21 protein-coding genes and 2 pseudogenes are annotated in these 23,927 nt (G+C 43.1%); all 23 read right to left on the reverse strand.

What is annotated here, in order from left to right; all coding sequences use genetic code 11:
- Positions 1-56: 56 nt before the first annotated feature.
- The 23 genes and pseudogenes from AC27IJ_RS17130 to AC27IJ_RS17240 all read right to left on the reverse strand — a co-directional run bounded on the left by AC27IJ_RS17130 (position 57) and on the right by AC27IJ_RS17240 (position 23,924).
- A complete protein-coding gene (locus AC27IJ_RS17130; protein ID WP_312443373.1) occupies positions 57-1,499 on the reverse strand; it encodes a TrkH family potassium uptake protein in 1,443 nt (480 codons plus the stop codon).
- A gap of 17 nt (positions 1,500-1,516) precedes the next feature.
- Positions 1,517-2,872 carry a Trk system potassium transporter TrkA gene (gene trkA / locus AC27IJ_RS17135; RefSeq protein ID WP_312443372.1) on the reverse strand — a complete coding sequence of 452 codons (1,356 nt, stop codon included), beginning with the start codon at positions 2,870-2,872 and terminating at the stop codon, positions 1,517-1,519.
- Positions 2,869-4,071: a ribonuclease E/G gene (locus tag AC27IJ_RS17140; RefSeq protein ID WP_312443371.1), complete on the reverse strand. Its 1,203-nt coding sequence runs from the start codon at positions 4,069-4,071 to the stop codon at positions 2,869-2,871. The genes trkA and AC27IJ_RS17140 overlap by 4 nt, the downstream gene beginning before the upstream one ends.
- Positions 4,064-4,774, reverse strand: a complete 711-nt coding sequence (locus tag AC27IJ_RS17145; protein ID WP_312501721.1) for a TIGR03936 family radical SAM-associated protein — start codon at positions 4,772-4,774, stop codon at positions 4,064-4,066. The genes AC27IJ_RS17140 and AC27IJ_RS17145 overlap by 8 nt, the downstream gene beginning before the upstream one ends.
- On the reverse strand, positions 4,764-6,623 hold the full coding sequence (locus AC27IJ_RS17150; protein WP_313154096.1) for a TIGR03960 family B12-binding radical SAM protein: 1,860 nt from the start codon (positions 6,621-6,623) through the stop codon (positions 4,764-4,766). Before AC27IJ_RS17150 ends, AC27IJ_RS17145 begins: the two co-directional genes overlap by 11 nt.
- A 387-nt stretch (positions 6,624-7,010) precedes the next feature.
- Positions 7,011-7,397 (reverse strand): annotated as a pseudogene (locus AC27IJ_RS17155) (ATP-binding cassette domain-containing protein); the annotation flags it as partial.
- A gap of 368 nt (positions 7,398-7,765) precedes the next feature.
- Positions 7,766-9,280, reverse strand: a complete 1,515-nt coding sequence (locus AC27IJ_RS17160) for a permease prefix domain 1-containing protein (protein WP_487149903.1) — start codon at positions 9,278-9,280, stop codon at positions 7,766-7,768.
- Positions 9,267-9,608: a PadR family transcriptional regulator gene (locus AC27IJ_RS17165; RefSeq protein ID WP_312443362.1), complete on the reverse strand. Its 342-nt coding sequence runs from the start codon at positions 9,606-9,608 to the stop codon at positions 9,267-9,269. Before AC27IJ_RS17165 ends, AC27IJ_RS17160 begins: the two co-directional genes overlap by 14 nt.
- A gap of 153 nt (positions 9,609-9,761) precedes the next feature.
- Entirely contained in the window at positions 9,762-10,460 is a 699-nt protein-coding gene (locus tag AC27IJ_RS17170) for a YoaK family protein (protein ID WP_312443360.1), read from the reverse strand.
- A gap of 163 nt (positions 10,461-10,623) precedes the next feature.
- Positions 10,624-11,247: a dihydroxyacetone kinase subunit L gene (locus AC27IJ_RS17175; RefSeq protein WP_487149906.1), complete on the reverse strand. Its 624-nt coding sequence runs from the start codon at positions 11,245-11,247 to the stop codon at positions 10,624-10,626.
- 12 nt (positions 11,248-11,259) lie between these two features.
- Positions 11,260-12,267 carry a dihydroxyacetone kinase subunit DhaK gene (locus AC27IJ_RS17180; RefSeq protein WP_312443356.1) on the reverse strand — a complete coding sequence of 336 codons (1,008 nt, stop codon included), beginning with the start codon at positions 12,265-12,267 and terminating at the stop codon, positions 11,260-11,262.
- A gap of 39 nt (positions 12,268-12,306) precedes the next feature.
- Positions 12,307-12,492, reverse strand: a pseudogene (locus AC27IJ_RS17185) (histidine phosphatase family protein); the annotation flags it as partial.
- Between the two features lie 14 nt (positions 12,493-12,506).
- Positions 12,507-13,178 carry a class II aldolase/adducin family protein gene (locus tag AC27IJ_RS17190; RefSeq protein ID WP_312443355.1) on the reverse strand — a complete coding sequence of 224 codons (672 nt, stop codon included), beginning with the start codon at positions 13,176-13,178 and terminating at the stop codon, positions 12,507-12,509.
- A gap of 41 nt (positions 13,179-13,219) precedes the next feature.
- On the reverse strand, positions 13,220-15,262 hold the full coding sequence (locus AC27IJ_RS17195) for a BglG family transcription antiterminator (protein WP_487149908.1): 2,043 nt from the start codon (positions 15,260-15,262) through the stop codon (positions 13,220-13,222).
- 85 nt (positions 15,263-15,347) lie between these two features.
- Positions 15,348-16,709 (reverse strand): PTS galactitol transporter subunit IIC, encoded by a 1,362-nt coding sequence (locus AC27IJ_RS17200; protein ID WP_312443353.1) that lies wholly within the window; start codon positions 16,707-16,709, stop codon positions 15,348-15,350.
- A 35-nt stretch (positions 16,710-16,744) separates the two neighbouring features.
- Positions 16,745-17,044: a PTS sugar transporter subunit IIB gene (locus AC27IJ_RS17205; RefSeq protein WP_312443351.1), complete on the reverse strand. Its 300-nt coding sequence runs from the start codon at positions 17,042-17,044 to the stop codon at positions 16,745-16,747.
- A 34-nt stretch (positions 17,045-17,078) separates the two neighbouring features.
- On the reverse strand, positions 17,079-17,549 hold the full coding sequence (locus AC27IJ_RS17210; protein ID WP_312443350.1) for a PTS sugar transporter subunit IIA: 471 nt from the start codon (positions 17,547-17,549) through the stop codon (positions 17,079-17,081).
- Between the two features lie 310 nt (positions 17,550-17,859).
- Positions 17,860-18,609 carry an ABC transporter ATP-binding protein gene (locus AC27IJ_RS17215; protein WP_487149911.1) on the reverse strand — a complete coding sequence of 250 codons (750 nt, stop codon included), beginning with the start codon at positions 18,607-18,609 and terminating at the stop codon, positions 17,860-17,862.
- 11 nt (positions 18,610-18,620) lie between these two features.
- The gene (locus tag AC27IJ_RS17220; protein ID WP_312443346.1) at positions 18,621-19,400 is read right to left on the reverse strand and encodes an ABC transporter ATP-binding protein; all 780 of its coding nucleotides are present in this window, start codon (positions 19,398-19,400) and stop codon (positions 18,621-18,623) included.
- The gene (locus AC27IJ_RS17225; protein ID WP_312443344.1) at positions 19,376-20,164 is read right to left on the reverse strand and encodes an ABC transporter permease; all 789 of its coding nucleotides are present in this window, start codon (positions 20,162-20,164) and stop codon (positions 19,376-19,378) included. Before AC27IJ_RS17225 ends, AC27IJ_RS17220 begins: the two co-directional genes overlap by 25 nt.
- A 2-nt stretch (positions 20,165-20,166) precedes the next feature.
- Positions 20,167-20,952, reverse strand: a complete 786-nt coding sequence (locus AC27IJ_RS17230) for an ABC transporter permease (protein ID WP_312443342.1) — start codon at positions 20,950-20,952, stop codon at positions 20,167-20,169.
- 11 nt (positions 20,953-20,963) lie between these two features.
- Positions 20,964-22,046, reverse strand: coding sequence for an ABC transporter substrate-binding protein (locus AC27IJ_RS17235; protein WP_312501733.1), 1,083 nt, complete (start codon positions 22,044-22,046; stop codon positions 20,964-20,966).
- Positions 22,047-22,430: 384 nt separating this feature from the next.
- Positions 22,431-23,924: a sulfatase gene (locus AC27IJ_RS17240; protein WP_487149915.1), complete on the reverse strand. Its 1,494-nt coding sequence runs from the start codon at positions 23,922-23,924 to the stop codon at positions 22,431-22,433.
- Positions 23,925-23,927: the final 3 nt, after the last annotated feature.

Below are 23,927 nucleotides of genomic sequence, written 5' to 3' on the forward strand. Positions count from 1 at the left end.
TCTTCTATCCATGAAACAAGGCCGCAGAGCTTCAAAATCTGCGGCCTTTTCATTAATTAATTATTTTTCCATGTAGAAGGTGCAAATATCAATAACATTGGGAATACCTCCAAACGTCCCGCCAGCATGTCAAACATCATAACATATTTGGACAAAGCAGAAAAATTGGAGAAGTTCTGGAGAGGGCCGGCCCCTGCCAGTCCCGGCCCGATGTTATTAAAGGTTGCTGCTACGGCGGTGAAATTGGTGGTAAAATCAAAGTTATCCAAACTGACGATCAGGACAGAAACCGTAAAAATCACGATGTAAGCACCTAAAAATGTATTGATGGACCGGAGCACATTATGTTCAACGGGTTTCCCCTCCAGCTTTATAATCTTCACGCTTCTGGGATGGATCATGGAGGCCAGCTCCTTTTTAACAGCCTTTAAAAGGATAACGACTCGTGATACCTTAAAGCCTCCGCCCGTACTTCCTGCACAAGCACCGATAAACATAAGAGCGACCAGGATCCCTTTTGAAAATTCCGGCCATAAGTCAAAGTCAACGGTGGAATAACCCGTAGTGGTGATAATTGAAGCTACCTGGAATGCCGCATGATGAAAAGCGGAAAACAGGCTGCCAAAGCTGCCTCGGATATTAAAGGTAATAAATAAAACCGACGCCGCAATGATTCCCAGATATGCCCTGGCTTCCTCACAACGGAAGGCCTCCTTTGGATGACGGGTTAAAAGCAGGTGATACACGTTAAAGTTAATACCGAATAAAATCATAAACACGGTAACAACACCCTGCAGATAATAACTGTCATAAAAAGCCATGCTGCTATTCTTGATCCCAAATCCGCCTGTACCGGCTGTTCCAAAGCTGATTGCAAGTGAGTCAAAAAGCGGCATACCTCCTAACAGCAAAAGGATGACTTGCAGCAACGTCATAAATAAATAGATTTTATAAAGAATTTTAGCGGTCGTCCGCACCTTGGGCACCAGTTTTCCAACAGAGGGGCCAGGGCTTTCCGCCTTCATAATGTACATATTATAACCGCCGGCAAGAGGGAGTATGGATAAAATAAATACCAGAACGCCCATACCGCCAATCCAGTGGGTAAAGCTCCTCCACATGATCATGCATTGGGAAAGAGATTCCACATCCGGCAAAATACTGGAGCCGGTTGTGGTAAAACCGGAAATAACTTCAAACATGGCATCTTCAAATCTGGGGATCTCCCCGCTTAAATAAAAGGGCATTGCCCCAAAAAAGCTTAAGACAATCCAGCTTAGTGCAACGGTAACAAAACCTTCTTTTGCAAAGAAAACCATGTTTTCAGGCTTTCTGCGGGTAAAAATAAGCCCGATGCCTCCACAGACCGCCATAACTGCCAGAAACCAGTAACCGCTGGATTCCTGATAAATTAATGCAGTGATAAACGGCAGCAACATAAAAACTGCCTCAATATTTAAAATCCAGCCCATCAGATAGATGATAACTTTTTTATTCATAGCTTTTTCGCCTTTTCCTACCTTAGTATGTCCTTTAAATCATTGAGCCCGGTCACCGTGGTGACTACGATTACCCGGTCGCCTTCTTCCAGAGTGTCTTTTCCGCGGGGACTGATAAAATGTCCATTCCGGTTGATAAAGGCCACAAGAAGGTTATTTTTAAGCTCAAGCTTTTCAAGTGGAATCCCTACGATACTTGGCTCATTTGCCACCCGGAATTCCAAGGCTTCCGCCCTGTCCGCCACGATTTTATAGAGGGTTTCCACATTGCTCCCCATGGAATTCTGCATGGCACGGACGTATTGGAGAATCGTCTCAGAGGTGATGAGCTTGGGATAGATAACACTGCCTAAATTCATGGAATCAATGACATTTTCAAAAGCGATCCGATTCACCTTTGTAATCAGCTTTGCCCTGGACTGGCTTGCTGCATAAAGGGAAAGCATAATGTTTTCTTCGTCAAAGCCGGTAAGAGAAGCAAAGGCATCAATCTGTCCGATTCCTTCCTGAAGAAGCAGCTCCTGATTGGAGGCATCTCCATGAATGACCATGGCCTTGGGAAGAAGCTCGCTCAGTTCATTACAGCGTTCCATATTCTGCTCCAGAATCTTGACGCTTATCTTTGTGTTTTCCAACAATTTTGCAACGTAGTATGTAATCTTTCCGCCGCCTACCAGCATTGCTGTCCTAATTGTATTGTTATCAATCCCAGCCTGCTTGAAGAATTCATTAGCTTCCGCAGGCGATGCGATAAAGGATATCTTATCTCCGGCCATCATAACGGATTCACCGCTTGGAATGATGACTTCATTGCCATGCTCAATGGCACAGATCAGCACATTGCAGTGAAGCATGGTAAGGACCTCACGCACCTTCATGTTATGAAGGATGGAATGATCCGGCACGAGGAATTTTAATATCTCAATCCTGCCCTTGGCAAAGGTATCAATTTTGATTGCAGACGGAAAACGAAGCAGCCTGGAGATTTCCATGGCCGCAGCCATCTCGGGGTTAATGGCCAGGGAAAGCCCCAGTTCCTCTCTGATATAGTTGATTTCAGAGTGATATTCCGGATTGCGGATCCTGGCTATGGTATGGCAGTTTCCGGCCTTCTTCGCAATCAGGCAGCAAAGCATGTTCAGCTCGTCGGAATTAGTTGTGGCAATTAAAAGATCTGTCTCCTGAATTCCTGCCTCCATCTGTACTTTATAAACTGCACCATTTCCCACGACGCCCATGACGTCTATTCTTTCTGTAATAGAGTTAATGACATCGGCATTTTTATCAATGAGCATTATATCATGATGCTCGTTATTCAGCTGCTCTGCCAGGGTTGCTCCCACCTTACCGCAACCCACAATAATGATTTTCATAATGAAACCTTCTCCTTCATCTGCAATGCCTGCTCATAAAGAGGCTTTCGTATTTTTTTTCTGGTCACTTCCACCAGATTTAATTTCGTCATTTCAACAACGGTCGTCTTGACCGGATCTTTGGACAGAATCCCCTCCAGACGTTCCATAAGGAGACACCTGTCTTCTTCTGCTTCCATATCAATAAAATCTATAATAATAATGCCGGATAAATTCCTGAGACGCAGCTGATGCCCGATTTCCTCGGCAGCCTCTAAGTTGACCTTTTTGATGGTTTCCCTGAGTTCTTTTTTCCCGGAATATTTTCCTGTATTAACGTCAATGACTACCAGGGCTTCCGTAGGTTCGATGACCAGGTAACCTCCTGATTTTAACCAGACTCTTTTCCCCAAAGCCTCTTCCATGGTCTTTTCTATCCGGTAAAGCTTTCTTAAGGGAAGCAGGCTGTCCTCGTACCATGTAAGAAGTCCTAAGTCTTCCGGCTGGAACTGGATGAGATATTCCTTTATAGCCTCGTAAATATCCGGTTCATCGGTAATAACCGCTTCCAGGGAAGACTTAAGGCTGTCCCTTAAGCCGGTTAAGTAGGAAGGAGCCGAGCTGTAAAGAAGGCTGTAGCAGGTTCTGTGCTTTGCATTGTCCAGCATCTTCTTAAAAGAATCCTTTAATTGGATCAATTCCGATTCCAGTTCCTCTTTCGGAGCCTTATAGGCATTGGTGCGGACAATCATGCCAAAGTCTTCTTCTTTTCTGGATTCCAGAAATGGCTTCATCTCCTGTTTCCATGCCTGATCCGTGATCTTTGACGAAAAGCCAATCTGTTTCTTTCCTGAGGTCAGCACGAAATAGCGGCCGGTAAAATTTAGGTTTCCGGTGAGAACCGGAGCCTTTGTCTTCACCGCGTCCCGTTCTATCTGGACGATGATTTCATCGCCCTGGCACAGCCTTCCGTCATAGGGTCTCTGGTCCGCAAAGTGGATACTGGCGTCAGACAGGCTTAAATATCCCATCTGCCCCCCTCCCATATCTACAAAAGCAGCATTGATATTTTTAACGATATGATTGACTTTTCCTATATAGATGTTGCCCAAAACGGACTGGTTCTCTTCCGGCTCAATATCGACCTGGACCGTATTTTTTCCTGACTGGAAAAGGGTGATGACCGCGCCGTTCCATCTGGTTATGATTAACTTATTCAAGGCATTCTCCTATAAGCCCCAAAGGCACAAGTATTCTATGTTCTAAATCTCCGGTGTTGCCGTAAACCTCTTCTCTCTGGATCTGGAAGGCAAACTCCGGGCAGGTCTGTCCCAGCCACTGATAATAAGCCTCCATCACTAACTCAGGCTTTAAGTTATCAGCGCTCCCGGCTGATAACTTCATAAAGATAGTCTCTCCCTGAACCGAAAGTTCATAGATAAAATCCTTTAAGTCCACTTCTCTTTCGCCCTTTTTTGTTTTTTTGGTGATAAGGATATGATCCTGTTCCATAAATTCCGAAAGGCCGTTAAAAAATGAATCAAGATCTTCTGGCTGCTTTCCTTCCCGGAACGTCAGCGTATAGTCCGCCGAAGCAACCAGTGACATGGCATTTTTTGCCCGTTCGTCAAGTATATGACATTCCGTGATCTGGATTCCATCTGCCATTGCTTCATTTAACTGGCTCATCATTGTTTTGCAATCTTCCATGGAATTTACTTCAATGTCCATGTATTCTCCATTGCTGGTAAGTCCCACTCCTAAAGGCGCTGCAAAAGACATGATCTGATGAGGGCTGAAGCCTTCGCTGTATTTGATATCGATGCCAGCCCTTCTCACAGCCTTCTGGAAATAACGCATCACATCCAGATGCCCCACGAATTTGACCGGGCCTTGCTTGGAAAATTTAATTCTAAGCTTCATAGCAGACTCCTCCCTTGAAATCCATAGCCCCGCAGCCGGAACATCTCTCCCTGCAGTTGGGGGTAACTTTTTCATTGATGGCATTCTGCCATTCCCTCTTTAAAAATTCCTTTGTAACGCCAGCATCTATAAAGTCCCATGGGAACACTTCCTCTAAGTCCCTTTCCCTGACCGTGTAGAAATCCGCATCCAGGCCGCAGGTCTCAAAAGCCTTTATCCAGATATCATTTTTAAAATGTTCGGACCAGGAATCATAAATGGCACCGTTTTTATAGACTTCTTCAATCAGGGCGGAGATTTTTCTGTCCCCGCGGGCCAAAACGCCTTCCAGGACCGTCAAATCAGCTTCGTGATAATTGTATTTTAAGCTTTTCTTATTCAGCATCTTTTTAAATTTGTCTTTAACAATATAGGCTCTTTCCAAGAATTCTTCTTTTGTACACATCTTCGCCCACTGGAACGGGGTAAAGGGCTTTGGAACAAAGAAGGAAGAGCTTGCTACTACCTGGACCTTTCCGTTTCTCTGGTCCTTTGGAATCTCATAGTAGACTTCCGCCACCTTTTCCGAGAGCTCTGCAATCCCTTCCATATCCTCTACGGTTTCTGTGGGAAGTCCCAGCATAAAGTAAAGCTTTACCCGGTTCCAGCCGCCTTGGAAGGCTTCTCCCGCTCCTTTTAAGATGATCTCTTCTGACAGCCCTTTGTTAATTACATCACGAAGTCTTTGGGAACCGGCCTCTGGGGCAAAGGTCAGGCTGCTCTTTCTGATATCCTGGACCTTGCTCATGACATCAAGAGAAAAGGCGTCAATACGAAGGGAAGGCAATGAAATATTAACTCCCTTGTCCTTAAATTCATCAATCAGGAAATTCACAATCCCCTCTAAATGGCTGTAATCACTGGAGCTTAAAGAACTTAGGGAGATTTCCTCATACCCGGTACTCTTTAGCAGCTTGCTGGCATAATCTTTTAAATATTCCAGGCTGTGTTCCCTTAAAGGACGGTAAACATTACCGGCCTGACAGAAACGGCAGCCCCTGATACAGCCTCTCATGACTTCCAGGACCACCCGGTCCTGGGTCACTTTGATAAAAGGAACCACCGGCTTTTCAATATAATAAGCCTCATCCATGGTAACAACCAGCTGCTTTGTCACTTTTTCCTTTGCATGGGGATTGTTAGGCTCCATGCTCTTTATGGTGCCATCCTCTTTATAGGCCACATCGTAAAAGGCGGGTACATAGATGCCCTCAATCTCCGAAGCCAGTTCCAGAAATTCCCGGCGGCTTCCTCCGTTTTTCTTATTTTCCTTATAACGGTCCATAAGATCAAAATAAACGGTTTCCCCTTCGCCGATGTAGAACATGTCAAAGAACTCTGCCAAAGGCTCAGGATTGTAGGCACACGGACCGCCGCCTATGATAATGGGATCTTCCTCTGTCCGGTCCGCCCAGTGAAGGGGGATTTGTCCCAAATCAAGAACCTGCAGGATGTTTGTATAACACATTTCATATTGAAGGGTGATACCAATGAAATCAAATTTCTTTATAGGATCCTGGGATTCCAAAGCAAAGAGAGGAATATTCTGCTCCCTCATGATCTGGTCTAAATCCGTCCAGGGGGAAAAAATGCGCTCACAGTATATATCCTCTCTGCGGTTAAACATATCATATAAAATCTGCATTCCCAAGTGGGACATTCCGATCTCATAAACATCCGGGAAGCACATGGCAAAGCGGATGTCTACCTTTTGAGGATCTTTTACCACTGCGTTTACTTCGTTGCCGATATACCTGGCAGGTTTTTCAAGCCTTAATAATATTTCATCACTTAATGCTAATTTTCTCATACTTAATTCCTTTTTATTAGTTTGGTTGTTACAAGAGATACAATTTTTCTTCATCACTATAACTTCTTAAAGTTTAGTAATTTTCGGGCACAAATATAAAGAAGTTGTCTTTCAGAAGCTTTTTAAGCTTCGTCTCCTGATAAAAAAAACCCTTTACTTCCATACTGAATTATGCCGCTATGAAGAGTTTTGGTATTATGATGCCAAGTTTAATTTTCATAAAAAACACTTGTATAATCCATCAGAATTCTTCCCTATAAAGGAGTATCCGAAACATAAACAAAGTTAGTATAACATACTTCTTGTGGATACTCCATATCTAATTTGCAATCAATAGCCACTTAATCAATTCATCAAATGAGGATTTATGTATTCGATATAAATAAACTCTATCCTCATCTGCCCGAGGAGTTTTGCGTCCAGATTAGACAATGGCTCATCCATAAGAAAAACCTTTGGCTGCTTTACCATTGCCCTGGCATGGGCAACCCTCTGCCGCTGTCCGCCCGAAAGTGTGGAAGGAATTCTGGAATACCATGGCAATATCCCGCTTACCCGGAGTTAAATCATTGATTTTGTAATGGTCATGAAAATTTCTCCTGAAGTAGGTTCCTCCAGACCTGTTATCATACGCAGAATCGTAGATTTGCCGCAGCCTGACGGACTTACCAAGACAGTAAAGGAACCATCTTCAATCTCCGGATTAAGGTTATCGATTACAATATTATATCCAAACTTTTTTATCACATCTTTCAATCGGATTCCCCTCCATATCTCTTTCTTCCTTTCCTTTGTTTCAAGCAGTACTGGTGACTCCTGATACTAATATAGCATTTATTTATTCAGCGTTTTTTGCTCTTTTTCATACAACTATGAATATATTTACAATACAAAAGAGCATGATTTAAGGCTCATGCTCCGTTGTCCGTTTAGTATTATATGGATATTATGCATTTCAACTTCAAGAGAGAATTGTTACACATGATTAAAATATGGCGTTTTATTAATCGTTTATAAATTAATAGCATAGCCATTATCAAAAGCAACTGTTTATCCTTCAGAACAATGCAGTTTGTTGTCATTTATTCAAATCCAGAAATTTCTCCTCTTAAATATACCGGGAAACTGATTATCATAATGACTCAAATCCTTTCTGTTCTCCAGGACATAGCATCATTTTCTTCAGGTTCTTTTATCACTTTATCATAGCGGTATGCTGAGATAAGTATACCTGTCAATAGTATGTTGGTAATATGATTTACTTTACCTTCAGATAAATAAGGCAAAACGCAAAAGTAACCAAATTGGTATCCCAAATTGCCCATTATATAGAAAACCACCTGCAGTGTAATACATAATGCTGCGGACAAAGCCGTCAACTGCCCCATCGGATTACGTATTTGCAATGCAATAGAAATTAGCCAAAAACAAATTCCAGTCAGGAGTAAAATCAGAAATATTCCCGGGAGCCAGCCATACGATAAAATAAAATATGCAATCATATAATTATTGTGGTAATGCTGTGGCAGAATATCTTCCAGTCCGGAAAGCTCAATCGGCTCCCTTCTCCATTCACGATTATCAACCTTTATGATCCCATCATAATACCAGCTATAATCAAAGTATGAAATCATTTCTTGCTCTGATAACTCTACTTCCCCAATTAAATTGGCTCTGCTCAGTAAATCTTTTATCAAAAGACTGTTATATGCATCAGAAAGATGATCATTCGCTACAGTATCAGGATAAAAACACTGTTTAAAATAGTATTCCAGAGACCCCCTTTTATAATATCCCCAGATTGATAAAACGGTTACGCAAAGCAATGCAACCGCAATCATGCTCCTCCTCCTGTTCTTTGAGAAAAATCGTTTATATGCCATAAGCAGGAACATGAAAAAGGAGGCAATTAAAAATATCACTTCGTAAGTGTAACCTACAAACCCTCCGGATCGAAGAGCACCAAAGAAAGCAATCACCGCGTATATGGCAATTGGAGTCAGAAAAGAATAACGCCACTTATTTCTGATTTTATATGAAAATATCATTAGTATTGGCACCGAGAGCATCAATATGGGTAGTTCAAGCATATATATATTCCACAAATAAAACCGTAAATTGTCCGGAGTAAAACCAACCATATTTGACAAGTTTAACAAAAATACAATTACACTATAAACCACAAAACCTTTCAGGAGACTACGGCTGTGCTTAATCAGCCATGGATATCCCAGATAAATAACAGCAAACAACAGCGGGATACCCATCATAATATGTATATTTTCTTTAATCAGATATAACAATTGAGTAGCCGCAGAGTCTTCCGCATACCAATAAGATTGGATGTGATAAGTAATCTGGTAAATACCACCCACCACCACCAGTGCCAGAATACCAAAAAGTAAAAACCTGGGGTTTTCCACCCGGTGAATCTGATTTAGTAGAACCCCAATTTCAGATGGATCGCCCAAATCCTGTAAGGCTGCTCTGGCAGCTTTCTGCTGATCCATTCCCTGATCCATATACTCATCCTGCCGTTCCTCCATATGTTGATACAATTCATTACAAAGCTCTGTTACGATTGGTTTATACTGAATCTGGTCTTGTACATCCTGCATGAACTGCCTTACATCATCATTGTTCTTATAATCCGGCATAAAGAATCTCACCTCCAAGTATCTGACTCACTACACTGCTATACTTCTTCCATTCAAGTTCCTTTTTCTTTAGTAACCGATGGCCATCGTCTGTCAAGATGTAATACTTTCTCATTCTGCCATTGGGACCTTCTTTTTCAGTGCTAATAATCGCCCCCTGCTGTTCCAGACTATGCAATATGGGATACAGGGTACCTTCCTTCAGCACAAATAAATCCTGGCTCTGCTTTTCTAATTCTTTAATTATCTGGTAACCATACATCTCTTCTGTTTCCAAAAGCTTTAAGATCAGCAGCGATGTTCCAAATGCCATCATTTTCTTATCCATTATTTCACCTCTTATCTATAAAATAATACCTAGAAATTCTAGGTATATTATACATAGAATTTCTAGGTATGTCAAGAAACATCTGTTTATCACTCTAACCATCATCTAATGATACTTTATATAAAGACAGGATTCTTTCAGTGAACCCACTGTTTATGAAGGCAGAAGCAACGTTTTTTGGCCTTTCTTTTCCATGTCAACTGTTTTCCATGATACCAGCAGCAACATACATACCATCCAGATCGCCTTTTCCCCAATCCAGACGGACAGACCGCCTCCTATAAGTGCTCCGGAGAAAAAAGCTGTCAGGATTCCGGTGTAATGGTATGCCCTTTTCCGGCACACCTCGTTCTTTCTCACAAAGCCTTCATAATACATTTCCGCACAGGAACGCATATTTCCCGTACAAAAGACCGGTGCATAGGCGAAATTTCCTCCGAAGTTGCGAAAGGTACAAAATTGTACTGCCGCAGTAAATGATACCGCCGTATTGGCAAACAGATGCGGCACCGTATGGGGGATAAAGCCGACCAAAAACAATATCACAATTTCCAGAAATAAAATACCGGATATCCAATTGGTATGTTCCCCTTTATAAATTTCATAATAAAAATGTCTTGCAAGGAAAACACCGGCAAAGAACGCCGCAATGGGCACAAAGGCTTGACCCATGCCTCTGAAATCCTTTGATAGGAACCGGATCGCGGCCAGGACGAAATTCCCGGTCTGTCCTGTGGCAAAAACATTGCCTCTGTCAACGTATGAATAAGCATCCATAAATCCGCCCGTTGCTGCCAAAAGCATGTGAAATCCAATGTGATCAGTTAATTTTGTTTTAGATCTATTTTCCATATAGCAATATCTCCTTACTGTTTCAGACCATAACTTTTATCATTATAATATAATCCAACAGCAAGTACAAGACTCCTCAAAGCATTCTGCCCTGGCCCATCTGTTTTAACAGAAAGTCCAAGGCAGAAAATATGGTGATTTACGCTCCCCTGACAGCTATATGTTATTCCTTTGCCCCATAATACTCGGCAATCCCCTTAAAAATAAATTTTCCAACCACAGAGCCACCATCTAAAACACCGATACTCCTCTCTGCCGAATATGCGGCGCGTCCATGAACTGCCCGCATCTGCTTTGTGGCTTCCGAGCCTTCTGCTGCTGCTTTTACCGCTTCCATTACTGCTTTTTGGGGATCAGAAGCATGTTTTACCATGGCAAGGACTCCCGGATACAGGGAATCCAGAATGGTTTTTTCACCCATCTTTGATTCCGCCTTTTCCATGATGTTTTCCACTCCGGCAAGCATCGCTCCTGCTGCTGCTTCAAAGCTCACCTCTTCTTTTCCCTTCAGTGCTTTTGCCATGCCCATAAAGCCAAAGGAAGTAATCGTACCCAGAGAAGATGGGGCCGAAGCATTGAATACCTTGCCGCATGCCATCATCAGCCTTCCAAGATCCTTTTCCCCGGCAGTTTTTAAATATTCCGCCACTGCCCGGTAGCCATCATCCATGGAAATCCCCAGGTCCCCATCCCCGTTTACCTGGTCCAGCTCCACCAAATAATCCCTTTTTGCAGACATTTCTGCACTGATCGCCTCAATGACTCCCTTTATTGATTTTCGATCCATACAATAGTCCCCCTATTTATTTGAATTGGTATAGAATGGAGATTCTGCCGGAGCCTGCAGCAATTCCTTTAGTTCCTGATCCAGCTTAAAAATCGTTACAGAAAGGCCGGCCATTTCCATGGAAGTGGCATATTCCCCAATGTGTGGCATTACAATGCTGACTCCTGTATTGGACAGGATCTGATGTACTTTTCTGTATACAATCAACTGTTCCTCTAAGGGGGTTCCCCCTAGACCATTGACCATTACGGACACTTCATCCCCGTCTTTCAAAGGCATATCCTTAACGATGGTGTTTACCAGGGTTTCTCCTATCTCGTCAGCGGTCATCATTTTCCTTACCTCAATTCCTGCTTCTCCATGAATCCCCATTCCAATCTCAATCTCGTCTTCTGCAATGGCAAAGGTCGGCTTTCCTGCCTTGGGAACAATGCAGGGAGACAGGGCAACGCCCATGGAGCGGATGTTGCCCAGGGCTTTGGTTGTCACAGCCGCCACTTCCTCCAGGCTCATCATTTTATCAGCGGCCGCTCCCGCTATTTTAAAGGCATATACCATGCCCGCAACACCCCGGCGCTTCTGTGCATTCTCTGTCGGAGAGCTGGCAACGTCATCCTTTACCAGCACCGCTTTTGTCCGGATATCGTCAAACTCGGCTTCCTCACACGCCATGGTGAAATTAAAGCGGTCGCCGTTATAGTTTCCGTATAAACACAGTACTCCGCTCCCCCTGTCACAGGCGCGGATCATGTCAGCCATCTTAGCTGCTGCCGGAGAGGCGAAGACTTCCCCTACCGCACAACCGTCCAGCAGCCCTTTCCCGACATATCCCAGAAATACCGGAAGGTGGCCGCTCCCCCCGGCCGTTACCACGCTGACCTTTCCTTCCTTAGCCGGGTAATTGGATACCAGTACCTGATAATCGTTATGTAACAGCTTTACCTTATCACCGTACGCACAGATTATACCTTCCATAGTATCCTGAACAAATGTATCCGCACTGTTGATAATCTTTTTCATACCATCCCTCTCTTTCTATGGCTCAGACAGAAATTCATCTAAGTTTGCAAAGTATGCAGTTTCCTTTGCCCGCAGCATGTCACTGGAATATACCATCTCAATTCCCCAATCTTTCATCCGCATTCCGGCCAGCCTGGCCTGGCGGATCCCTTCTTCCGAAAGGGAAACATCCACATTGCATCGTTTATCACATTGCCGTCCGTGCCGGATCAGATACAGATTCAAAAATGATTTCCTCCTTATATTTCATTGGAAAACGAAATCTCTTTTGGATATTCCCACTTTTGCAGTTCCTCCGGGCCAAAGCCATCCGGCTCTTTTCCCCCGGCTGCTGTCAATGCCAGGTAGTATAATTCTGCCAATTCCTCAATATAAGCCGCTTTTAAAAATGCTTCATAGATATCACGTTCATCCACCGCAACGGCTCCATGCTTTTCCAGCAAAAAGCAGTCTGCTTCCAGACAGCTTTCAATGACACTGTCTGCCAGTCCGGTGGTTCCCGGACGTCCATAGGGGGCGACAGGGACACGGGCTTTTGATAAGCCTAAATTAGCCACCTCATACACAACTGCCGGAAGGGGCTTATTCAATAAGGCAAATGCAGTGGCATAGGCAGAGTGTGTATGGGCGATTGCCGCTGCTTTTGGTCTCTGGCGGTAGATCATCAGATGCATCAGGGATTCGCTGGTCGGCCTTAAGCCGGACAGATTTTCAATAACCCTTGCATCTAAATCCATGACCACCATATCCCTTGGAGTCAGCAAATCCCGGTCTACACTGGTTGGAGTAATGACCACATAACCGGTCTCTGGATCCCGTGCGCTGAAATTCCCGGATTTATGCTTGCATAAACCATCTCTCTGGGCACGTTTTGCAATTTCACACACATCTTTTTTTAATGTTTCAAGCATTATGATCTCCTCTTTTCTATTTCGTCTTTTTACCGCTCCTGCTACAGTAACTCCAAAATATCATCTGCTGTTTTGGCTTTTTTCACTGCCGCAAGCTTCTTTTCATCCTCTAACATATTGATTAACTGGTTTAACGCTGCCAAATGACTCTCATAATCCGGAGTAGCCAGCACAAAAATCACCTTTACCTCCATATAATCATTTACCATTATGGTCTGGGGAAGCAAAAGCATGGAAAATCCCACATCATATACCCCTGCATCAATTCCCGCATGGGCAATCATAACATGCTCCGCAATCAGCATGATCTGCCGGTGCTCGATAATATTAGAGATAATCGTTTCAACATATTGGTACTTGATAATATTTTTATACAGCAGGGGCACTGCCGCAAATTCTATGGCTTCCTTCCAGCCCATGCTTTCCTTAATGATCCGGATATTGGATCTTGTCAGCAATTCCTTTAGTTCCGGTTTCTTTTTCTCTATGTTTCCTCCTGCTCTCCGGTCAGACTGTACCATGAATGAGTCTATTTCCATTCTTAATTTCTGAAACACACTTTCATTTGTATGCTTTTTGATGATCTGAAGGATGGTCTCTACCTGGGGAAAGATTTCTCCAGAATTTTTCAGGCTGTCGAACACATTTTTACGAAGTTTCCTTCTTCTTTCCTTGTCCAGCAAAGGTTCGATCACAAACTGTTTTTTTGGTGTCCTTAAGGGCACCGTCGTAAATACCAGGTCAAAGTCTTCCTTGTACTGACAGAATTGGCGCGCCGACATATAGTTTAAAAAGTCGATTTCCGGAAAGGTGTGCTTTAATGAAGTCAGGAGAAAGTGGGATACGGTAATGCCGTTCTGGCATACCACCACCGCTCTTGGGCGTCTGTCTGTTTTCTCTTCCTCATCCTCCCTGCTGGTCTGGGCAATAAAAATCAGGGTGATATAAACCAGTTCACTTTCCGGAAAAGACATTCCGATTATTTTTTCCAGCGGCGCCACAGATTTTTTTACCATGTCATGTACTTCCTGGTAAGCAGGAAGTACATATTCAGAAATATCGGGGCCTATATGAAAATTATATCTGATGCGGTATAGTGCAGGCAGGCTGTGGTTCATGAGCAAATGAAGGGTATTCTCTTTGTTATCAAAGCAAATACAGGCGATCCGCTCAAAATTGCTGATGGTTTCCTCCACTGCCTGATAAACTTCTTCCTGCCCTGCAACAGCCTCCAAATGGGTGTTAATCTTCATGCTCTGGATATGGGCAGTAAAATACGTCGTTTCATGAATGCTGTTTACGCCCTCGGAAGCCAGACAGGATTTGATCACCATATATTCCTTTGTTCCTGCCACATGACGGAAGGTTTCCGGAACCGTGTCTAATACCAGACCATCCCGGATCCGCCTTAAAACCAGGGCAAAAAAGCACCTGTTCACTTCGATCATTTCGTCTGTAAACCGGGTTTTCAATTCCCCCTCAATGGTTTCCGTCATATTCCGCATGTGTTCCATCTGCTTTTGAGTGATCTTTCCAATCCGAAAAACCATTGCCTGCTGCCCCCGACCTGACAGAATATTACGCAATACAAGGAACAGTCGCTGCCTTAAATCGTATTCCCGGCCTTCCAGCCGGTAGCCCTTTTCCCTGCTGTAAGTCAGCTGAATGTTTGAATCAGGCATTTCATCCTTTAAACGCTTTAAATCTGAGAGCACCGTATTTTTACTGGCCTTTAACTCAGCAATAAAATGCTGCAGCGACAGTTCCTGCTGCTTTGTAAGCAGCATCAGCTGAATGATATCCCCCCGCTCTTCCTTAGTCAGCCAGACGTCCTGATTTTCCTGTTCCAGCCGTGTGAAATCCAGCTGTTCTATGACCTCATTGGGGATGAGAATCCTTCCATTGTTTACCCGTTCCAGAATCGGCAGCTGCTGTTCCTCCAGATATTCATTAATTCTAGCAATCCCATACTCCAGCTGTTTTCTGGACAGATGCAATTTCGTCTCCAGAGCCTTTCCCGTAACAGATGCACTATGATTAATAATTTCCTTCAAAATCAAGCAATTCCGTTGGCCGATCTTCATGTTTTGCCTCCTAATGAATCAAGCGGATATATCTGCATATCCAGTTGGTTCATAAACTCAAAGTTGAAAGACTTTTTCTTTCGCCTTACGCTCTTTCTTTTGCCAGATCTTCCTTCTTCTCCTGAATCAGACTTCTTGAATAGAGTACAAAACACACGACCCACAGTATCAGAATAATTAATGGAAGGAAATCACCCTGCAGCGCCTTTACTGCGTGGGAAAATGCATAAGTAAATATAGGACCGTCAATGCTTGAGTTTGAAATCATCTGCCCGGGCGCAAGCTCCACAGCCTTTGTGGTATTTGCCAGCTCTGTCATAAAGGGGGCAAAGGCAGTTCCCACCCACAAAAATACCGGTGTAAAAATAGTGCACTGAATCAGCATACGAAGGATATTCCCCCTGCTCACCAGGTATGCAGGCACTGCGATGGCAATATTAATGATGCCGGCAAAGGGCAATATCTTATTGCCTGGAAGCACAAAGGACATAAGTAGGGTCACAGGTACCGTCCAGATAACAGCCAGCCATATTTCATTGGCTCCGCCTAAAAACGGCCAGTCTAAACCTACAAACATCTCTCTGTCTGCAAATTTGCTCTGCATAAATTCCGAAACCGCGTTGGAGATCGGCTCCAAAGCCTGCATGAAATATTTTGAGATCACCGGGAACAAGGTCAGGGCAGTGGCACACTGCACACCAAGGGTTAATATCCCCGCTAAATTGTATCTTGCCAAAGCTCCGAAAATAATTCCCAAAAGAAATCCTAAAATATGATTTTCCGCAAAAATCCCAAGCTTATCTTTTAAATCCTCCGCATTGAATGATTTATTCAGCACGGGTACCTTCCGTAGGATACAGTCCACAATATACATAGGCGCTGCAAGAAAAACCATCTTATGGGTACAGGTAACTCCCGGAATACCGGAAAGCTTTCCGATGCGGTGCTGATGGAAATCAGCGGATTTCAGTTCAAAAACCACCTGGACTGCCGCAACGATAAATGCCGCGATCACATTACCGGTTATGTAGTATACTGCAACTGCCGTAAAGATCTTCCCCCATACATTCCATAAATCCGCATTAAAAGTATCCGTCTTATTCATGGCCAGCATGATAATGTTGATCACGATTACAAGGGGAAACATCAAAAATGCATACGGCCATGACCAGGAAATCGTGGACATTGTGGTCCAGCCCCCATCAGTAATGGGAAGATCAATGCCGGAGAATTCTAACATGGCAGTTGCTGCAGGCGTGATTACTCCGGTCATATAGTTGATCAGCATGCTCATTCCCGAAAAAGCCACGCCAAGGGTAATGCCTGATGAAACAGCGTCTTTTACTTTCATCTTAACAATTAATCCGGCGATGATAATGATAACCGGTACAAATACAGCCGCCCCAAGCCCCAGAAAGAAATTAACAGTATTCGCTAACATCTGCATTCTCATTTACCTCCTTATTTTTTCAGATTCTTAATTTAAAGATTCTTCTTTTTGTAGTCTTCAATTGCTTTCAGCAGTTTATCAAATTCCTGGTCTTTCCCCATGCCTGTGAGAAAAGCGATCCCATTGATCACTGGGATCGGATATTCCTTGGCATTTTTTACAATGGTGATATAGGCAGCACTGCCGTCCATATAACGGTCAACAGACTTTAAATCCACTGCCTCCACCAAAGCATCCACCTTTTTTTCTTTTAACATGCGGTTTACCTTGCTTGCTACTGTCTGTGAAGTAGCCACACCGCTTCCGCACGCTACAATAACTCTGATTCCCATGATTAAAACCCTCCTCTGATTTTCATACAGTTCCTTACGAATCCATACCATTGATGCCGCAGACCAGTTCAAAGTATTCCTCTGCTGTCCTGGCATTGTTCAAACGCTCCATCAATTCCTCATTCTGAAAATTCTCCACCAATATCTGAAGCAGGTCTATGTGCTCATCTGATTTTAAAAATCCCAGCATAAAAATAAACCTGACCGGATGGACTTCATCATTGTTTGCCATTTCCCTCCACTCAACAGCTTCTTTCAGACGTATAGGAGCAATAAACGGCCGGTTGATCTGGCTGATATCCGTATGAGGGATGGCAACCGGATAGGGCTTAATGGGAAGTGCTGTGGGATAGCTTTCCTCCCTTGCCTTTAGTGACTCCAGATAAGTATCTTTTACAAATCCTTTTTTAAACAGAATGTCTGCCATTCGTTCAAACACTTCGGTCTGATCCGCCGCTTCCCAGTCCAGCTGGACCAAATCCCGAAATAACATATCCTTTTTCAAAGGTAACCTCCTTTTATGCTTATCTTCTACCGGTAATAATCAAAGCAATTTATTATGTGCAAATTATACCATTGGGCTATTCCCATATCCACAACCGTTGTGTACAATTATCAATTTCCTCATTGTGCAAAATTGGGCTCATGTAATCTTGCTTGCATAGTAATGGATAAATATATAAAAACCGTCGAAGATGATTCGGCGGTTTTACATATTAATACTTGCAGCAAGGTTAAAAGCAGCAGTCCTGGCATTCCCTTAGAGAACGCTTATGGAGCTGCTGCTTTTAATGTGTGTGATCGCTAAATAAAGCCTACCACCATTTAATTAAATCCGTTACTTTATTTCGTAATTCTACAAAGTCCTTAGAAGCAATATCCCTTGGCCTTGGCAGATCATTTTTGATCTCTGTTTTTATCGTTGTAGGCTTATTTGTAAGAACAAGAATTCTTTCCCCTAAATAGACTGCCTCTTCGATATTGTGGGTAATGAAAATAACAGTTGTTCCGTTTCGTTTCCACAGACTTAACAGCTCATCCTCCAGCTTAAACCGCAGTTCAATATCCAGCTGCCCATAGGGTTCATCCATTAACAATAGCTCAGGCTCAGTAGCAAATGCTCTGGCGATGACTACCCGCTGGAGCATACTTGCGGAAAGCTGATCAGGATAGTATTTACGGTATTTCGTCAGTCCTACCACCTCTAAATACTCCTCCACCTTCTGATCCGCCGATTCTTTTGGAGTATGCTTAATGTCCAGGCCAAACCGGATATTTTCCTCTACCGTCAGCCATGGCATCGTAGAATATTCCTGAAAAATATATGCAATGCTGTGCTTTTTTAAATCTACAGGCTCATTGTTAATTAATATCTCCCCTTTTGTGGGCTGATAAAGCTTGGTAAGGCTGTTTAAAAATGTAGTCTTGCCACAGCCTGTAGGCCCTACAATACAAAGAAATTCTCCTTTTTTCACGTCAAAGGATATATCATCCAGAACAAGAAGCTGATCGAACTGTTTTGTCAGATTCATTACCTTTACTTTTGTTTCTCTTTTATCTTCCATAAACTCCTCCTTTACAGCGATTTGTCCATATTTTCAGTTATCTCCTGCCGTAAACGTAGGAATTCAGAGTCAACATAACTTCTGGGATGGGGCAGATCAATCTTATATTCTTTCTTAATGGCAGAAGGACAGTTGGTCATCAGTATGATCCGGTCTGCCAGAAACAACGCTTCCTCAATGTTATTGGTAACGAAGACTACTGTTCTCTTTTCTTTCTGCCAGATTCTCTGAAGCTCTTCCTCCATCATATATCTGGTCTGGGCATCTAAATGGCCGAAAGGTTCATCCATCAGCATAATATCAGGATTATTGCTGTAAGCTCTGGCAATTCCGACTCTTTGTCTCATTCCGCCTGACAACTGGGATGGATAACTTTTTTCAAACCCTTTTAAACCTACCAGTTCAATATAATGATCTGCAATCTTTTTTGTCTCCTCTTTCTTAAATCCACGGACCTTCGGCCCAAATTCCACATTTCCCATAACTGTAAGCCATGGAAATAATGCTGTTTTCTGATAAACAACTCCTCGTTTTGGAGCAGGGGCAGTCACTCTTTTTCCATGATCCAACACATCTCCGGAAGTGGCCGGCTCTAAACCTGCCAAAATGTTAAGCAAAGTGGTTTTTCCGCACTGTCCCGGTCCAAACAACACCAGAAATTCATTTTCCTTAACAGAAAAGTCAATGTCCTTTAATACCAGGTTCTTGCCTGTGCCGTCAAAGCTGTCAAACTCCTTGGAGACGTGACTGCACTGAAGCACTCCTGTTAAAGTCCCTGCTGTTGATTCCATATGCATAACCTCCCTTCCAGCTTTGCCATGGCTGTAGCCAGAATATATCCAACAAGGCCGATTGCCAGCATTCCGACCATAATCTGAACGGTATTTCCATTGGTCATTCCCATAACGATTAACCAGCCGACACCTTCATCGGAACGTACCATTTCAGCTCCTACCACAGCAGACCAGCCTGCTGTAATCGCAATCTGAAGACCTGCGAAAATATAAGGAACCGAGGAAGGAAGAACAACACGAAAGAACACCTGACGCTCTGATGCGCCTAACATTCTGGCTGCTCCCAGTAAAACAGGATCTACATTTTTCGTACCATCGTATGTATTCACTGTAATAAAACAAAAACACCCCAGAAAAATAATAAAGAACTTACTCTGATCTCCAAGCCCAAACCACAGTATTGACATAGGAATCCAGGCCAAAGGCGGTATCGGACGGATAAATTCAAATATGGGCTTTACAATTGCTTCTACAGACTTGGAATACCCCATTGAAACTCCCAAAGTAATCCCGGTCAGCGTTGCGAAAAAGAAGGCAACACCCACTCTGTACAGACTGACACCAATGTGTACCATCATGGTGTGCCTGCCAATGGGGACAGTAAAGCTTTCGAAGAATTTAATGATTATCTCTGAGGCAGGAGGGAGAAACATCCTGGCATTTGTAAACCTGGCTACCAGTTCCCACAAAAGCAGCAGAGATCCAAAGGCAATCACAGTCATAAAAACTTCAATGTTTTTTCTGAACAATCTGGCTGCCATGGCTATTTCCCTCCCTTTACGAACTTATTCTGCAATTTTTCCAGTATATAGGATAACAAAAAACCAATCACTCCTATTGTGATCATTCCTACTAAAATCACATCTGGCCGTCCCAGCATTCTTGCTACCTGAATCATATAACCCAGACCTCTTGTTGCTGCCAGAAGCTCTGCCGCTACCAGAGCAACCCAGGAGGACCCCAGTGCAAGTCTTAATCCTGTAAAAATCATTGGAAGTGCAGTAGGAATAGCCACTTTAAATAACATCTGCTTATTAGAAGCACCAAAGGTACTTGCAACCCATAGGTGAACCCGGCTGGTTCTCTTGATTCCTGCATAGGCGTTGATGGTAGCACTGATAAAAGCAGCAAAAAATATAATTCCAACCTTTGACCAGTAACCAATTCCCAGCCACAGAATCATCAAAGGAATCCAGGCAAGCGCGGGAATCGGTCGTATTACATCAAACAATGGCTTGGCAAACAGCTCAAATTTCCTGCTCCATGCCATGGCAATCCCCAGAGGCACACCAATGACTACTCCAACGGTATAACCTCCCAGTGCAATTTTCATACTGGCTCCTATATGCTGGAGAAGGGTCGCTCCATCCGGATTGACCCCTCCTGTTAATTTATATAGAAATGTATTCAGTACCTTTGCCGGACTGGGAAGCATCATGGGAGAGATCAGGTGCAAAATATCGGTTACCAGCTCCCAGATAAAGAGCACAGTAAGAACAGAGCATACTGACATCAGCCAGTATTTATATTTTGCTTTCTCCTTCTTCATTTCCATTCCTCCTAATTGTTTTTAACGAATTCCGGATCAATATTTTTGTCAAACTTATCTATGAGCTCAGGCTCCAGCTGACCAAGGCTTATATAAAATTCTCCAAGCTCTCTGGCAAAGCTGCCCAGTTCACGATTGCTCCAGTCTTCTGCAGTAATAAACTGAACTCTGCCTAAATCACTGACACAGCTTTCTCTTGTAGTCTCTGCACCTGCTTCTTTTAAAAATTCTACCATCAGATCTGCTGCCATATCAGTATCTTCATTCAGCGCCTTACAGGCCTCCATAATACAGTTCATGTATTTCTGAACCAGTTCCGGTTTTCCTTCCACTGCTTTTCTGTTAGCAACTACCATATCTACATATCTGGTTCCAAGATCAGCCAGATTGCCTACCTGAACCATACCGTCATCCACTGCTTCAAAAAATGTGGGAACGTTAAGGGCTACCGCATCACACTGATTTGCCTGTAGAGCCTGATAAGCCTGGGCGGTATCCATATTAACAATATTTACATCTGTAATTCCAAGCCCCAGCTTCTCCAGCCATTTTAATGTGGTAAAATGCTGTGCTGTTCCTATAGGCAGGAGAATTGTGGCTCCCTTTACAGTCTCAGGACTGCCAAGTACATTGGGGTAAGAAGGATTGTAGCCCTTAGCACTTGCAATAGCAGAATCAGGCTTTACAAATACCCCCAGACCATCGGTAGACTCCAGAACTTCTCCTATAATCATCATGTCATAATTGGCGACACCTGTCACTGCTGCTGCACCCATTGCCCCAACATCCCATAAATCTGCTGCCAATGCTTCATTCATCGGTGCGCCCGTAGCAAACATAACTGTTTCCATTTTAAAACCAGCTTTTTCATCCAGCTTATTCTTCTTAATATACTCTGTGGGCAGACTGGTGATAAAAGGCATCATAGCAACTCTTAACACAGGTAAATCTCCTGCTGCCTCTGTACTTGAATTCCCTCCGCTTCCTTCTGATTGAACAGAAGCATTTCCGCCTCCCTTTCCACAAGCTGTCAGTGCCATGGTAAGTGCCATAACCGCTGCTGCAATCTTCATTACTCTTTTGCTTTTTCTCATATTATATCCTCCTCGTATAATAAGTTTGTAGCATTCTCACCTATCCTGTTTACAAATGGAAATACGAATTCATTCGACTTGCCGCAACCAACTCTTTTTTTCTTTCGTATTTTCCTCTTGTATTATGATTATATAATAGCCATTGTTCCTCTGTTTTTTTATTATTTTATTTTTCTTTTGTTTTTCGGATGGATTTTGCTGAAATGAAATTGTTGTCTTTTCTAATTCTGACATTTGTTTTGTTATTATGACAGAATTCTGTTGTTGTGGAATTCTCCTCCTGCGGCGGTTGCACCTTTCCATTCATTTGTGAGGAATTTCTATTACACAAAAAGATGACCGCTCAGTTAACGGCTGGCGGTCATACAATATCATCCCCTCTTCTTAGAATCCGTATCGTTCCAGCATCTCCGAAGGACACTGGTTTTCCTTCATACGTTTTCTCATTAAATGGATCATTCTTTTTTCTGCTGCTTCATCCTCAATGGGCGATTCCTGATTCGGATCTTTTTCTAAATCAAACAACATCGTAGGATATGTATTTTGCCCGGCTTCTCTTCCATAGGGAATCTGCATAACAGGCAGTTCCTTTGTAAATGAAAATCCATCTGACAAAGTCATCTGCTTTAATTCTTCCTCTTTTATAAAAGCTCTGCGTCCTCCATGGCGAGTGGGCATCAAAGTATACTGATAAATCTTTGTCTCATAATTTACAGGACTTCTCATATAAACATAGCATCCGTCTGTACAGTTTATCTGGCCTCCATAGATCCCGAAGAGAGCAGCTTCCCGTATGGCTTTATCTTCCTGAATTACAGACTGAAGGGGAACGCCCTCCATATCTTTTGGAAGTTCCAGCCCAAATTGTTTCAATATGGTTGCAGGCAGATCAATGGTCTGCACCAGACTTTTTACCCTTTTCCCCCTTATTCCAGTGACCGGGTCCCATATGAATAAAGGAATCCTGGCCACTTCATTATAAAACGGACAGTGACATTTGGCCCATTGCCCATGTTCAGACAGAAGGAACCCATGGTCTGTATTAACAATGAGCATTGTATCCTTCCACATATCGTACTCATCCATCAGATTCAGGATCTCGCCCAGCTTTTCATCACACATAGACAACAGAGCTCCATATTCTGACCTCAAATGAAGAATTTCCTCTGGTGTATCACTCTCATTAAGTTTTCTGTAATCCGGCCAGTCATAAACAGCTCCATTGTAAGTATGGGGAAACAGTTTTTTAAACTTATCATGAGTAAAAAACGGCTCATGGGGATCAAAGGTTTCTATCTGCAAAAACCACTGGTCTGCATTGTGGTTGGTACTGATAAATTCTTTTCCAGCTTCAAACGTTTTACTCTGGGGCTGCTTCTCTTCTGTATCTAAATAGGATCTGTTAACAAAATCCTGGGGAACCCAGTTGTGCTCCCAGCTGTCAGCAATTCCATCACACCGGTTTTTATATTCCTTTGGAGATTTCTTCTCTCCTGCAACACCTTTCCATGCATCTCCCTCCTGTCCCCGGAATCCTTCCCATGTTCTGTATCTGGTATGGTAGGTTGCTCCGCCATCTTCAAAATAATGGTAATGATCTGTAGCAATATGGGTATGAATGCCATTGTGATTTAACAGCTCAGGCATAGAATCATCAAAAGGCTCTAATGGTCCCCAGCTTCGATGGAGAAAATTATATCTCCCAGTGTGCAGTTCCCGCCGCGCAGGCATACAGGGAAGACTGCCGGCATAACAATTATCAAAAGTAACCGAATGTTCTGCCAGTCTGTTAAAATTAGGAGTTTTTACAAATCTTCCTCCATAGGATTCCAGTATATTTCTATTTAAAGAATCAAACATAACCATCAATACTCTCATAAT

Source organism: Lacrimispora sp. YZC11 (assembly GCF_057543815.1).